The 12,003-nt window shown below is 60.4% G+C and carries 9 protein-coding genes; 5 read left to right on the plus strand and 4 right to left on the minus strand.

Annotated features, from left to right (window positions below; genetic code table 11):
• Window positions 1–46: 46 nt before the first annotated feature.
• The 4 genes from pabB to ACRESJ_RS22135 all read right to left on the minus strand — a co-directional run bounded on the left by pabB (window position 47) and on the right by ACRESJ_RS22135 (window position 4,667).
• The gene (gene pabB, locus ACRESJ_RS22120; RefSeq protein ID WP_431759817.1) at window positions 47–1,390 is read right to left on the minus strand and encodes an aminodeoxychorismate synthase component I; all 1,344 of its coding nucleotides are present in this window, start codon (window positions 1,388–1,390) and stop codon (window positions 47–49) included.
• 213 nt (window positions 1,391–1,603) lie between these two features.
• On the minus strand, window positions 1,604–2,590 hold the full coding sequence (locus ACRESJ_RS22125) for an alpha-L-glutamate ligase-like protein (protein WP_431759818.1): 987 nt from the start codon (window positions 2,588–2,590) through the stop codon (window positions 1,604–1,606).
• Window positions 2,590–4,125: an inactive transglutaminase family protein gene (locus ACRESJ_RS22130; protein WP_431759819.1), complete on the minus strand. Its 1,536-nt coding sequence runs from the start codon at window positions 4,123–4,125 to the stop codon at window positions 2,590–2,592. Before ACRESJ_RS22130 ends, ACRESJ_RS22125 begins: the two co-directional genes overlap by 1 nt.
• 5 nt (window positions 4,126–4,130) lie before the next feature.
• On the minus strand, window positions 4,131–4,667 hold the full coding sequence (locus tag ACRESJ_RS22135) for an ATP-dependent zinc protease family protein (protein WP_431759820.1): 537 nt from the start codon (window positions 4,665–4,667) through the stop codon (window positions 4,131–4,133).
• Window positions 4,668–4,967: 300 nt separating this feature from the next.
• On the opposite strand from ACRESJ_RS22135, the gene ACRESJ_RS22140 reads away from it, so the two are divergent.
• From ACRESJ_RS22140 to prpF, 5 genes are all read left to right on the plus strand, one after another.
• Complete coding sequence (locus tag ACRESJ_RS22140) at window positions 4,968–5,687, plus strand: GntR family transcriptional regulator (RefSeq protein WP_431759821.1); 720 nt, start codon at window positions 4,968–4,970, stop codon at window positions 5,685–5,687.
• On the plus strand, window positions 5,684–6,574 hold the full coding sequence (prpB, locus tag ACRESJ_RS22145) for a methylisocitrate lyase (RefSeq protein ID WP_431759822.1): 891 nt from the start codon (window positions 5,684–5,686) through the stop codon (window positions 6,572–6,574). Before ACRESJ_RS22140 ends, prpB begins: the two co-directional genes overlap by 4 nt.
• Window positions 6,575–6,734: 160 nt before the next feature.
• Window positions 6,735–7,862, plus strand: a complete 1,128-nt coding sequence (gene prpC / locus ACRESJ_RS22150; RefSeq protein ID WP_431759823.1) for a bifunctional 2-methylcitrate synthase/citrate synthase — start codon at window positions 6,735–6,737, stop codon at window positions 7,860–7,862.
• A 201-nt stretch (window positions 7,863–8,063) separates the two neighbouring features.
• Window positions 8,064–10,658, plus strand: a complete 2,595-nt coding sequence (gene acnD, locus ACRESJ_RS22155) for a Fe/S-dependent 2-methylisocitrate dehydratase AcnD (RefSeq protein WP_431759824.1) — start codon at window positions 8,064–8,066, stop codon at window positions 10,656–10,658.
• Between the two features lie 67 nt (window positions 10,659–10,725).
• On the plus strand, window positions 10,726–11,916 hold the full coding sequence (gene prpF, locus ACRESJ_RS22160; RefSeq protein ID WP_431759825.1) for a 2-methylaconitate cis-trans isomerase PrpF: 1,191 nt from the start codon (window positions 10,726–10,728) through the stop codon (window positions 11,914–11,916).
• The last annotated feature ends 87 nt before the right edge of the window (window positions 11,917–12,003 follow it).

Here is a 12,003-nt window from a genome sequence, read left to right on the forward strand (position 1 = left end):
TTCAGGTTCATCGCGAGCAAGCTCGCTCCTACAGTGATGGGGATGGTCAGAGGTTCTGCAGCGTATCGAGCAGTACCTTCACCTTGGTAATCGACTCCTGATACTCAGCCTGCCACTCTGAATCGGCAACGATCCCGCCGCCTCCCCAGCAACACACCTGCCCATCCTTGACCAGCAAACTGCGAATGGCGATGGAGCTGTCCATCTCGCCGCGCACGTCCAGGTACAACAGCGAGCCGCAATACAAGCCGCGACGGGTCTGTTCCAGCTCATCGATGATCTGCATCGCACGAATCTTCGGCGCTCCGGTGATCGAGCCGCCCGGGAAGCTGCCGGCAATCAGGTCCAGTGCATCGCGCTCATCCGCCAGCTCGCCGGTCACGCTGCTCACCAGGTGATGCACGTTCGGGTAGCTTTCCAGGCTGAACAGTTCCGGCACCGTGACCGAACCGGTGCGACAGGTGCGCCCCAGGTCGTTACGCAGCAGGTCGACGATCATCAGGTTTTCTGCACGATCCTTGGGGCTGGCCAGCAGTTCGGCGGCGTTCGCGGCGTCTTCGGCAGCTGTAAGACCTCGCGGGCGGGTGCCTTTGATCGGGCGGGTTTCCACATGGCGTTCGCTGACTTTGACGAAACGCTCCGGCGACAGGCTAAGCACCGCGCCACCGTCGGGCAGGCTCTGGAAACCGGAAAACGGGGTTGGGCATGCCAACCGCAGTGCGCAATACGCCGCCCATGGATCACCCTCGCACGGTGCGCGAAAGCGCTGGGCGAAGTTGACCTGATAGCAGTCACCGGCCTGGATGTATTGCTGGATGCGCTCGATCGCGTGGCGATACTGATCAGCATTCAGGTCAGCGTTCATGGGCGCTTGCAGTTTGAATGGCGCAACAGGCCCAGGCGCAGGCTGACTGAACAGGTCGATCAAACGCTGACGTTCGCTGTCAGCCAGCGATGGGTGAAACACCAGCTGGCTGGTCATCCGTTGGTGATCGCTGATCAGCGCCCAGGCATACAAGCCGAAGCGCGCATCGGGCAATTGCAGGTCGTCCAGCGCCTGGCTTGGCAGGTTTTCCAGATGCCGACCGAAGTCGTAGCTCAGGTAACCAATCAAGCCGCCGGCGAAGGGCAGTTCATACGTCGCCGGAAGGGACGCTTCGCCCAGTTGAGTCAGGTTTTGTCGCAGGCGTTGCAGGAAATCGCCACCATTTTCGTCAGGCGATACCGTGAGTTGCTCCAGCGGCCAGGCGCTGAGCAGGTCATAGCGGCCACGGTCGGCGCTGGGGCGGCCGCTGTCCAGAAGCACGGCGCCTGGGGCATGACGGATGGCCGCAAAGTATTCGGCGGGGTTGGCGCGATAGGGCAGCGGGTAAACGGAACAGGTCAGCATGGGCGGGTTGGATCAGCCATCGAGGCGGGGTGGCGATTGTAGTACCCCCGGGGGATTGCTCCTAGGGGGATGTCGGGGATTGGCAGATTGGTGGCAAATCGAATGTTGTGGTGTTTGTCAGATGGCTATCGCGAGCAGGCTCGCTCCCACATTTGAAATGCATTCCCCCTGTGGGAGCGAGCCTGCTCGCGATGGCGGCAACCCGGTCTCGGATCAACCCTCAACCGGTGGAATATGCCCGAACATTTCCTGCACAAACGCTATGCGCTCTTCGACGGTTTCCGTCACGCCTCGGGCCTTCAATTCTTCCAGACGTGCCTCCACCGCATGGGTGCGCAGCGTCAAACCGCAATCGTTGGCAATCTGAATGTTCAAGCCTGGGCGGGCATTGAGTTCCAGGATCAGCGGGCCTTTTTCCTGGTCGAGCACCATGTCGACACCGATATAGCCCAGGCCACACAGCTCATAACAACCGGCGGCGAGCTTCATGAAACCGTCCCAGTAGGGCAGTTGCACGCCGTCCACCGCATTGGTGGTGTCCGGGTGTTTGGCGATGATGTTGTTCAGCCAGGTACCGCGCAGGGTCAGGCCGGTGGCGAGGTCGACACCCACGCCGATAGCGCCCTGGTGCAGGTTGGCCTTGCCGCCTGATTGACGGGTTGGCAGGCGCAGCATGGCCATCACCGGGTAACCCATCAGCACGATGATGCGGATATCCGGCACGCCTTCGTAACTGATGCTCTTGAAGATCTGGTCCGGGATAACGCGGTATTCGATCAGCGCCCGGTCACGGTGGCCGCCGAGGGAGTAGAGGCCTGTGAGGATGCTGGAAATATGGTGCTCGATTTCTTCGTGGGCAATGATCTTGCCGGACACCGTTCGGTAGCGACCCTCAAAACGATCGGCAATGACAATGATGCCGTCACCGCCCGCGCCCTGGGCCGGCTTGATCACGAAGTCGTTGCGCCCGCCAATGATCTCGTCGAGCTTGTCGATTTCCTTCTCCGTGGAGATCACGCCATACAGTTCCGGCACGTGAATGCCGGCGCCGATGGCGCGCTCCTTGGTGATGATCTTGTCATCGACGATCGGGTACAGGCTGCGCTTGTTGTACTTGAGTACGTAGTCCGCATTGCGCCGATTGATCCCCATGATGCCCCGGGCTTCCAGGGCCTTCCAGGTCTTCCAGAAACCGAACATCAGGCGTCAGCCTTTTTCAGGAAGGCCTTGAAACGCACCAGTTCGGTCAGGCGGTAGCCGCGATAGCGACCCATGGCCAGCATGAAGCCCACCAGGATCAGCAGGATCGCCGGGAAGGTGAAGACGAAATACACCAGCTCCGGCACGCTCATGATCAGGTGCGACAGGGTCGCGGCAAACAAGGTGCCGATCGCCACTTTCATGGCATGACTGCCGCCGCGCTCTTCCCAGGTGATCGACAGGCGTTCGATGGTCATGGTCAGAATCACCATTGGGAACAGCGCCACCGACAACCCGCGTTCCAGGCCAAGCTTGTGGCTGAGCAGGCTGATGGCCGCGATCAACACCACCACAAAGGTCAAGACCACCGACAGCCTTGGCAGCATTTGCAGCTTCAGGTGTTCAAGGTAGGAACGCAGCGACAGCCCAAGTGCCGTAATGATTGTAAACAGCACGATGCCGAAACCGAGCTGGGTTTCGCGGAAGGCCAGGGCGATGAGCACCGGGGTGAAGGTGCCGAGGGTCTGCAGGCCGATCAGGTTGCGCAGGACGAGGATCACCAGCACGCCGATCGGGATCATCACCATGATCATGAAGGTCTGCTGGGTTTGCAGCGGCAGGCCGTATAGCGAGTATTCGAGGAAGTTGGCGTCGGTGTTCTCGTCCGTCAGCTTGGCCAGGCGAATGGCGTTCATTTCGCTGTTGTTCATGCTGAAGGTCACGGTGGCTTTCTTGCCGCCATCGACTGTGATCAGGTTTTCGTCGCCGGTCCACCACAGCAGGCGATCGGTCGGCAGGCCCTGTTCCCCGGTTTCCGGGTTGAAGTACAGCCAGTCGGTGCCGTTGAAGCTGCGCAGCCAGAGTTCCGGCGTCTGCGGTTGGTCAGCCACCAGGCGAATGGTGTGGACCTTTTCTACCGGTACGTGGGCGATGGCCAGCACCAGTTCGACGATTCGGGCTTTTTGCGCAGTGGATGGATCACCCGCCAGCAACAGCTTCACGTTGTCGTCATTGACATTGTTGACACGCTTGATCGCTTCACCGACGAAGGTCTCGACATCGGCCGAGTGCTGGCGGATAGGCGCGAGCAGGGCTTCGGCGGCGATTTTTTCCGGGCCTTCGATGGCGATGCTGTCGCGGAAAGTCGGGCCTTTGATCTTGGTTTTTTCCGCGCTGTAGCGTTTGGTCAGCACCAGACGGTAATAGAGTGTCTGGTTACCCTTGGCCCGGCGCGCCGACCAGGTGACCTTGCGGTTGCCATCGACCCGGTTAACGGCCACACCGTAGTTATTGGAGATAAAGCTCTCATTGAGGCTGACGTAGTCGCGGCTCAGCGGCGGCACGAACATCTGGATCTTGACCGGGTCCTTGGCACTGGCGACGAACTCGACCTTGGCGTCGATGTTCCACAAGTCGTCGGTGGCGTCCTCGGTAACGGGAATGCCCAGCACGAAGATCTGATAGGCCGTAACTGAAATGCCCAGCACCACCAGGATGGCGATCAGCATTTTCAGATGAAGGTTAAGAGAGCGCATTGGAATTACTCTGCGGTATGAGCGTCGGTAGCGCAGGCGGGTTTGCCGGCAGCGTATTTAAGACTGGGGTCGACCAGCGCATCGAAGCGTTTCAGCGCTTCGGAGCCAATCAAGAGCGGGTATTGGAAGGCACTTCGGTCAGTAAGGTTCACTTCGATGCTGCGTAAAGCCGAACCCATGCAGATATCCAGTTCGATCACCGGACGAGCTGTGTACTTCTTGCCTTCTTCCGGATCGTAGTCGCCGGCCCGACGCTTGATCTTGCTGACACGGGCCAGCGGGCGTTCTATCGGGTGCGAATGGGCAGTGTCGATGGCCAGGTAAAAGCGCACCCAGGACTCGCCATTGCGTTTGAAACGCTTGATGTCGCGGGCACTCAGGGACGCGGTTTTCGCCCCGGTATCGAGTTTGGCGGCCACTTCCAGGTCGATTCCCCCCAGCGATGCGTACTCATTGAGGCCATACACGGTCTTTTCCCCTGCCGCTGCAAAACCCGGCAGGCAAAGAAGATAAAGGAAGGCGGGAAAGGGCTTGAGTCTCATAAATCCTGGTGCGCAGCGGTCCGGTATTTCGGTTCAAGACCCTGGCATTGCTGCGCAAGCTCCTTCGTATGCCTATCAGGGTTTTATGACAGACAGTGCAGATGTGACATACAAATGCGGGCGGCATTCTAGCACGGTGGTTTTATGGCGCCAGCGCTGACGGGTGGCTATAAACAGAAGGGCTGCTTCTTTATGGTGCTGCCGGTTATCAGAAGATTGTCGACAATATCTAATTAACCTTTGACTCCAGTGGCTTATTTCGCTAGTTTTTGCGGCATTGGCTTTCAAGGTGTCGACAATATGCTGGACCAACTCGATCCCCCGGTATCTACGCAAGACGATTCTGAGACGCTGTCCGAGAACGTCTTCCGCCGTATTCAGGCGGCCATCGTCAAGGGCGATATCGCACCGGGCAGTAAGATCTCCGAACCAGAGCTGGCCCGGACCTATGGCATCAGCCGTGGTCCGCTGCGTGAGGCCATTCACCGCCTGGAAGGCCAACGTCTGTTGGTGCGCGTGCCGCACGTCGGCGCACGAGTGGTTTCGCTCAATCACGCCGAGCTGCTGGAGCTCTACGAAATCCGCGAATCCCTCGAAGGCATGGCCTGTCGATTGGCCGCCGAGCGCATGAGTGTCGAAGAAATCGACGAACTGCGCCGCGTCCTCGAGACCCATGAGCGCGATGAGGCCTTTCAGGCTGGCCGCGGCTATTACCAGCAGGAAGGCGATTTCGACTTCCATTACCGGATCATCCAGGGCAGCGGCAACCGCACGCTGACGCAAATGCTTTGCGGCGAGCTGTATCAACTGGTGCGCATGTACCGCATCCAGTTCTCCACCACGCCCAATCGCCCGCACCAGGCCTTTGCCGAACACCACCGAATTCTCGATGCCATCGCCGACCGTGACGGTGAACTGGCCGAGTTGTTGATGCGCCGTCACATCGGCGCCTCCAAACGCAACATCGCCCGTCATTACCAGGACGGCGCTAACCCGACAGCCAAACGAGGTGAGTCATGAGTTTCAACAAGAGCACTCCAGGCCAGCGTTTCCGCGATGCGGTCGCCAGCGAGCATCCATTGCAAGTCGTCGGCGCGATCAACGCCAACCACGCACTGCTGGCCAAGCGTGCCGGTTTCAAGGCGATCTACCTGTCGGGTGGCGGCGTGGCCGCAGGTTCCCTCGGTGTGCCGGACTTGGGTATCACAGGCCTGGATGACGTGCTGACCGACGTGCGTCGCATCACTGATGTATGCGATTTGCCTCTGCTGGTCGATGTCGACACCGGTTTCGGTTCCTCGGCGTTCAACGTCGCCCGTACCGTCAAGTCGATGATCAAGTTTGGCGCGGCGGCGATTCACATCGAAGACCAGGTTGGCGCCAAGCGTTGCGGTCACCGTCCTAATAAGGAAATCGTGACCCAGCAGGAAATGGTCGACCGTATCAAGGCCGCCGTCGATGCTCGTACCGATGACAGCTTCGTGATCATGGCCCGTACCGACGCCCTGGCGGTGGAAGGTCTGGAATCTGCCCTGGATCGCGCTGCCGCATGCATCGAGGCCGGCGCCGACATGGTGTTCCCGGAAGCCATCACTGAACTGGACATGTACAAGCTGTTCGCCAGCCGCGTGAAAGCGCCGATCCTGGCCAACATCACCGAATTCGGCGCGACGCCGCTGTACACCACCGAGCAACTGGCCGCTGCCGACGTGTCGCTGGTGTTGTACCCGCTGTCGGCCTTCCGTGCCATGAACAAGGCTGCGGAAAACGTCTACACCGCGATCCGCCGCGACGGCACGCAACAAAACGTCATCGACACCATGCAGACCCGCATGGAGCTTTACGATCGCATCGACTACCACACCTTCGAGCAGAAGCTCGATGCGTTGTTCGCGTCGAAGAAATGAAGATCTAAAGATCGCAGCCTTCGGCAGCTCCTACATGGATCGGCTTCTAATGTAGGAGCTGACGAGTGAAACGAGGCTGCGATCTTTTCGGCATCCCCGAATAACCTGATGAATCACAATTTGCCGATTCCCTAATAAATTTAAGAAATTGGAGGCAGAAATGGCCGAAGCAAAAGTACTCAGTGGCGCCGGGCTCCGTGGCCAGGTAGCCGGGCAAACCGCCCTGTCCACCGTGGGCCAGGAGGGCGCAGGCCTGACCTATCGCGGCTACGACGTTCGCGAACTGGCGGCTGACGCACAATTTGAAGAAGTGGCTTACCTGCTGCTGTACGGCGAACTGCCGAGCAAGGCACAACTGGCTGCCTATGTCGCCAAGCTGAGCAAGCTGCGTGACCTGCCGCAAGCATTGAAAGAAGTGCTGGAGCGTATCCCCGCCGACGCCCATCCGATGGACGTGATGCGCACTGGCTGCTCGTTCCTGGGCAACCTGGAGCCGGAGAACAACTTCTCCGAGCAACACGACAAGACTGACCGCCTGCTGGCTGCGTTCCCGGCGATCATGACCTACTGGTATCGCTTCAGCCACGAAGGCAAGCGCATCGACTGCGTGAGCGACGAACAGTCCATCGGTGGCCACTTCCTGCACCTGCTGCACGGCAAGAAACCGAGCGAGTTGCACGTCAAGGTCATGAACGTTTCGCTGATCCTCTACGCAGAGCACGAGTTCAACGCGTCGACCTTCACCGCCCGTGTGTGTGCCTCGACCCTGTCCGACCTGTTCTCCTGCATCACCGCAGCCATCGGTTCGCTGCGCGGTCCGCTGCACGGCGGTGCCAACGAAGCGGCGATGGAAATGATCGAGCGCTTCAGCTCGCCGGAAGACGCGATCAAAGGCACCCTCGGCATGCTCGAGCGCAAGGACAAGATCATGGGCTTCGGCCACGCGATCTATAAGGACAGCGATCCGCGTAACGAAGTGATCAAGGGCTGGTCGAAAAAACTGGCTGACGAAGTGGGCGACAAGGTGTTGTTCCCGGTGTCCGAAGCCATCGACAAGACCATGTGGGAGCAGAAGAAGCTGTTCCCGAACGCCGACTTCTACCATGCCTCGGCGTACCACTTCATGGGCATTCCGACCAAGTTGTTCACACCGATTTTCGTCTGCTCGCGCCTGACCGGCTGGGCGGCCCACGTGTACGAACAACGCGCCAACAACCGCATCATCCGCCCAAGCGCCGAATACACCGGCGTCGAACAGCGCAAGTTCGTGCCAATCGAACAACGCTGAATGGTCGGGGTTACACAGGGTCTGAATTGAATGCAGATCCCTGTGGGAGCGGGCTTGCCAGCGAAGAGGGAGTGTCAGCCGGCAATTGTGTAGCTGACACACCGCAATCGCGGGCAAGCCCGCTCCCACAGTGGACGGCGTAAGCCTTCAGTGCCGGTGCATGCCCCGCCTTTTGTATCTACCGTGACCGAGTCCCGACTGATGAACACAGAATTCCGTAAAACACTGCCCGGCAGCCATCTGGATTACTTCGACGTCCGCGCGGCAGTCGAGGCCATCCAGCCCGGCGCCTACGACACCCTGCCGTACACCTCCCGCGTGCTGGCGGAAAACCTTGTGCGCCGCTGCGACCCGGCCACGCTCACCGAATCCCTGAAGCAATTCATCGAGCGCAAGCGCGACCTCGATTTCCCATGGTTCCCGGCTCGTGTGGTGTGCCACGACATCCTCGGCCAGACCGCTCTGGTCGACCTTGCCGGTCTGCGTGACGCCATCGCCCAGCAAGGCGGTGACCCGGCGCAAGTGAACCCTGTGGTGCCGACCCAACTGATCGTCGACCACTCCCTGGCCGTCGAGCGCGGTGGCTTCGATCCGGAGGCGTTCGAGAAGAACCGCGCCATCGAAGACCGCCGCAACGAAGACCGTTTCCGCTTCATCAACTGGACCAAGAAGGCGTTCAAGAACGTCGACGTGATCCCGCCGGGCAACGGCATCATGCACCAGATCAACCTGGAGAAAATGTCTCCGGTGATCCAGGTGCGTGACGGCGTGGCATTCCCTGACACCTGCGTCGGCACCGACAGCCACACCCCGCACGTCGATGCGCTGGGCGTGATCGCCATCGGTGTTGGCGGTCTGGAAGCCGAGAGCGTGATGCTCGGCCGTGCTTCCTGGATGCGTCTGCCGGAAAGCGTCGGTGTGGAACTGACCGGTAAGTTGCAACCGGGCATCACCGCCACCGACATGGTGCTGGCGCTGACCGAGTTCCTGCGCAAGCAGAAGGTTGTGGGCGCATGGCTGGAGTTCTTCGGCGAAGGCGCCTCGGCCCTGACCCTCGGCGACCGCGCGACCATCTCCAACATGGCTCCTGAATACGGCGCTACCGCCGCGATGTTCTACATCGATCAGCAGACCATCGACTACCTCAAGCTGACCGGCCGTGAAGACGAGCAGGTGCAGTTGGTGGAGCAATATGCCAAGCAGGTAGGTCTGTGGGCTGACAGCCTGAAAGGCGCGCAATACGAGCGCGGCCTGACGTTCGACCTGTCCTCGGTCGTACGCAACATGGCAGGCCCGAGCAACCCGCACGCCCGTGTGGCGGTGTCGGATCTGGCGGCAAAAGGCATTTCCGGTCAGTGGGAAGACGTCCCAGGCCAGATGCCGGACGGCGCGGTGATCATCGCGGCCATCACCAGCTGCACCAACACCAGCAACCCGCGCAACGTGATTGCCGCCGGCCTGCTGGCGCGCAACGCCAACAAGCTGGGCCTGACCCGCAAGCCATGGGTCAAATCGTCCCTGGCACCGGGCTCGAAAACCGTTGCGTTGTACCTCGATGAAGCTGGCCTGACCAAAGAGCTGGATGAGCTCGGTTTCGGCGTCGTGGCCTTCGCTTGCACCACCTGCAACGGCATGTCCGGTGCACTGGACCCGGTGATTCAGCAAGAGATCATCGACCGCGACCTGTACGCCACTGCCGTGCTTTCCGGTAACCGCAACTTTGACGGCCGGATTCACCCGTACGCCAAGCAAGCGTTCCTTGCTTCGCCGCCACTGGTGGTCGCTTACGCCATTGCCGGTACCATCCGTTTCGACATCGAAAAAGACGTGTTGGGTGTGGTCGATGGCAAGGAAATTCGCCTGAAGGACATCTGGCCGAGCGACGAAGAAATCGACGCCGTGGTCAAGGCTTCGGTGAAGCCGGAGCAGTTCCGTCAGGTGTACATCCCGATGTTCGCCATCCACGAAGACACCGGTCCGAAAGTGACGCCGCTGTACGACTGGCGCGAGATGAGCACCTACATCCGTCGTCCGCCGTACTGGGAAGGCGCATTGGCTGGCGCTCGTCCGCTCAAGGGCATGCGCCCTCTGGCGGTACTGCCGGACAACATCACCACCGATCACCTGTCGCCGTCCAACGCCATCATGATGGACAGCGCCGCCGGCGAATACCTGGCGAAAATGGGCTTGCCGGAAGAGGACTTCAACTCCTACGCGACTCACCGTGGCGACCATTTGACCGCGCAGCGCGCCACCTTCGCCAACCCGAAACTGTTCAACGAAATGGTTCAGGAAAACGGCAAGGTCAAGCAGGGCTCCCTGGCCCGCGTCGAGCCGGAAGGCAAGGTAATGCGCATGTGGGAAGCCATCGAGACCTACATGGATCGCAAGCAGTCGCTGATCATCATCGCCGGCGCCGACTACGGTCAGGGCTCGTCCCGCGACTGGGCAGCCAAGGGTGTACGCCTGGCCGGTGTAGAAGCCATTGCCGCTGAAGGTTTCGAGCGCATCCACCGCACCAACCTGGTGGGCATGGGCGTGTTGCCGCTGGAGTTCAAGCCGGGCACCGATCGCCACACCCTGGCCATCGACGGTACTGAAGTCTATGACGTGATCGGCGAGCGCACGCCACGCGCCGACCTGACCCTGGTGATCCATCGCAAGAACGGCGAACGCGTCGAGGTGCCGGTGACCTGCCGTCTCGACACCGCTGAAGAAGTGTCGATCTACGAGGCCGGCGGCGTGTTGCAACGCTTCGCCCAGGACTTCCTCGAAGAATCGGCGGTAGCCGTCTAAAACAGGCTGTGCAGACACGGGGCTTTCGAGTCCCGTGTCCGTTTTCAGATCAGGAGTAACGAGCACCATGGCTCATGCAGCGCAAATCAAGATTCCCGCCACCTACATGCGCGGCGGCACCAGTAAAGGCGTGTTCTTCAGCCTGAAAGATCTGCCGCAAGCAGCCCAGGTTCCAGGCCCGGCCCGCGATGCCTTGCTGCTGCGCGTGATCGGCAGCCCTGACCCGTACGACAAACAAATCGACGGCATGGGCGGCGCGACGTCCAGCACCAGCAAAACCGTGATCCTGTCGAAAAGCATCAAGGCTGATCACGACGTCGATTACCTGTTCGGCCAGGTCTCCATCGACAAGCCATTCGTGGACTGGAGCGGCAACTGCGGCAACCTGACGGCAGCGGTCGGTTCGTTCGCCATCAGCAACGGTCTGGTCGATGCCAGCCGCATTCCACACAACGGCGTGGCCGTGGTTCGTGTATGGCAGGCCAACATCGGCAAGACCATCATCGCCCACGTGCCGATCACCGACGGTGAAGTGCAGGAAACCGGCGATTTCGAACTCGACGGCGTGACCTTCCCGGCCGCTGAAGTGCAGGTCGAGTTCCTCGATCCGGCAGCGGACGAAGAGGGTGGTGGCGGCTCGATGTTCCCTACCGGCAACCTGATCGATGATCTGGAAGTGCCCGGCGTCGGCACCTTCAAGGCGACCATGATCAACGCCGGTATCCCGACCATCTTCGTCAATGCCGAAGACATCGGTTACAAGGGCACCGAGTTGCAAGGCGCGATCAACGGTGATCCGAAAGCGCTGCTGATGTTCGAGACCATCCGTGCCTACGGGGCCGTGCGCATGGGCCTGATTGCCAACGTCGACGAAGCGGCCAAGCGGCAGCACACGCCGAAAGTGGCGTTCGTGGCCAAGCCGGCGGACTACGTGTCCTCCAGCGGCAAAGCGGTGGCGGCGAGTGATGTCGACCTGCTGGTGCGTGCGTTGTCGATGGGCAAGTTGCACCACGCGATGATGGGCACCGCAGCGGTGGCGATCGGTACTGCCGCAGCGATTTCCGGCACGCTGGTTAACCTGGCGGCTGGCGGTATCGAACGTAACGCTGTGCGTTTCGGACACCCGTCAGGCACCTTGCGCGTCGGCGCCGAGGCCAGCCAGGTCAACGGCGAATGGACCGTGAACAAAGCCATCATGAGCCGTAGTGCTCGGGTGTTGATGGAAGGCTTCGTTCGCGTGCCAGGTGATTCTTTCTAAACCACCACCAAACCCCGTGTAGGAGCTGCCGCAGGCTGCGATCTTTTGATTTTGTTTTTTGAAGATCAAAATCAAAAGATCGCAGCC

It is taken from the genome of Pseudomonas sp., from assembly GCF_050739655.1.
GTDB lineage: Bacteria > Pseudomonadota > Gammaproteobacteria > Pseudomonadales > Pseudomonadaceae > Aquipseudomonas.

Excerpts from the sequence above, each read along its gene's own strand:
- pabB (WP_431759817.1), bottom strand. The coding sequence starts at position 1,390 with ATGCTGACCTGTTCCGTTTACCCGCTGCCCTATCGCGCCAACCCCGCC.
- ACRESJ_RS22125 (WP_431759818.1), bottom strand. The coding sequence starts at position 2,590 with ATGTTCGGTTTCTGGAAGACCTGGAAGGCCCTGGAAGCCCGGGGCATC.
- ACRESJ_RS22130 (WP_431759819.1), bottom strand. The coding sequence starts at position 4,125 with ATGCGCTCTCTTAACCTTCATCTGAAAATGCTGATCGCCATCCTGGTG.
- ACRESJ_RS22135 (WP_431759820.1), bottom strand. The coding sequence starts at position 4,667 with ATGAGACTCAAGCCCTTTCCCGCCTTCCTTTATCTTCTTTGCCTGCCG.
- ACRESJ_RS22140 (WP_431759821.1), top strand. The coding sequence starts at position 4,968 with ATGCTGGACCAACTCGATCCCCCGGTATCTACGCAAGACGATTCTGAG.
- prpB (WP_431759822.1), top strand. The coding sequence starts at position 5,684 with ATGAGTTTCAACAAGAGCACTCCAGGCCAGCGTTTCCGCGATGCGGTC.
- prpC (WP_431759823.1), top strand. The coding sequence starts at position 6,735 with ATGGCCGAAGCAAAAGTACTCAGTGGCGCCGGGCTCCGTGGCCAGGTA.
- acnD (WP_431759824.1), top strand. The coding sequence starts at position 8,064 with ATGAACACAGAATTCCGTAAAACACTGCCCGGCAGCCATCTGGATTAC.
- prpF (WP_431759825.1), top strand. The coding sequence starts at position 10,726 with ATGGCTCATGCAGCGCAAATCAAGATTCCCGCCACCTACATGCGCGGC.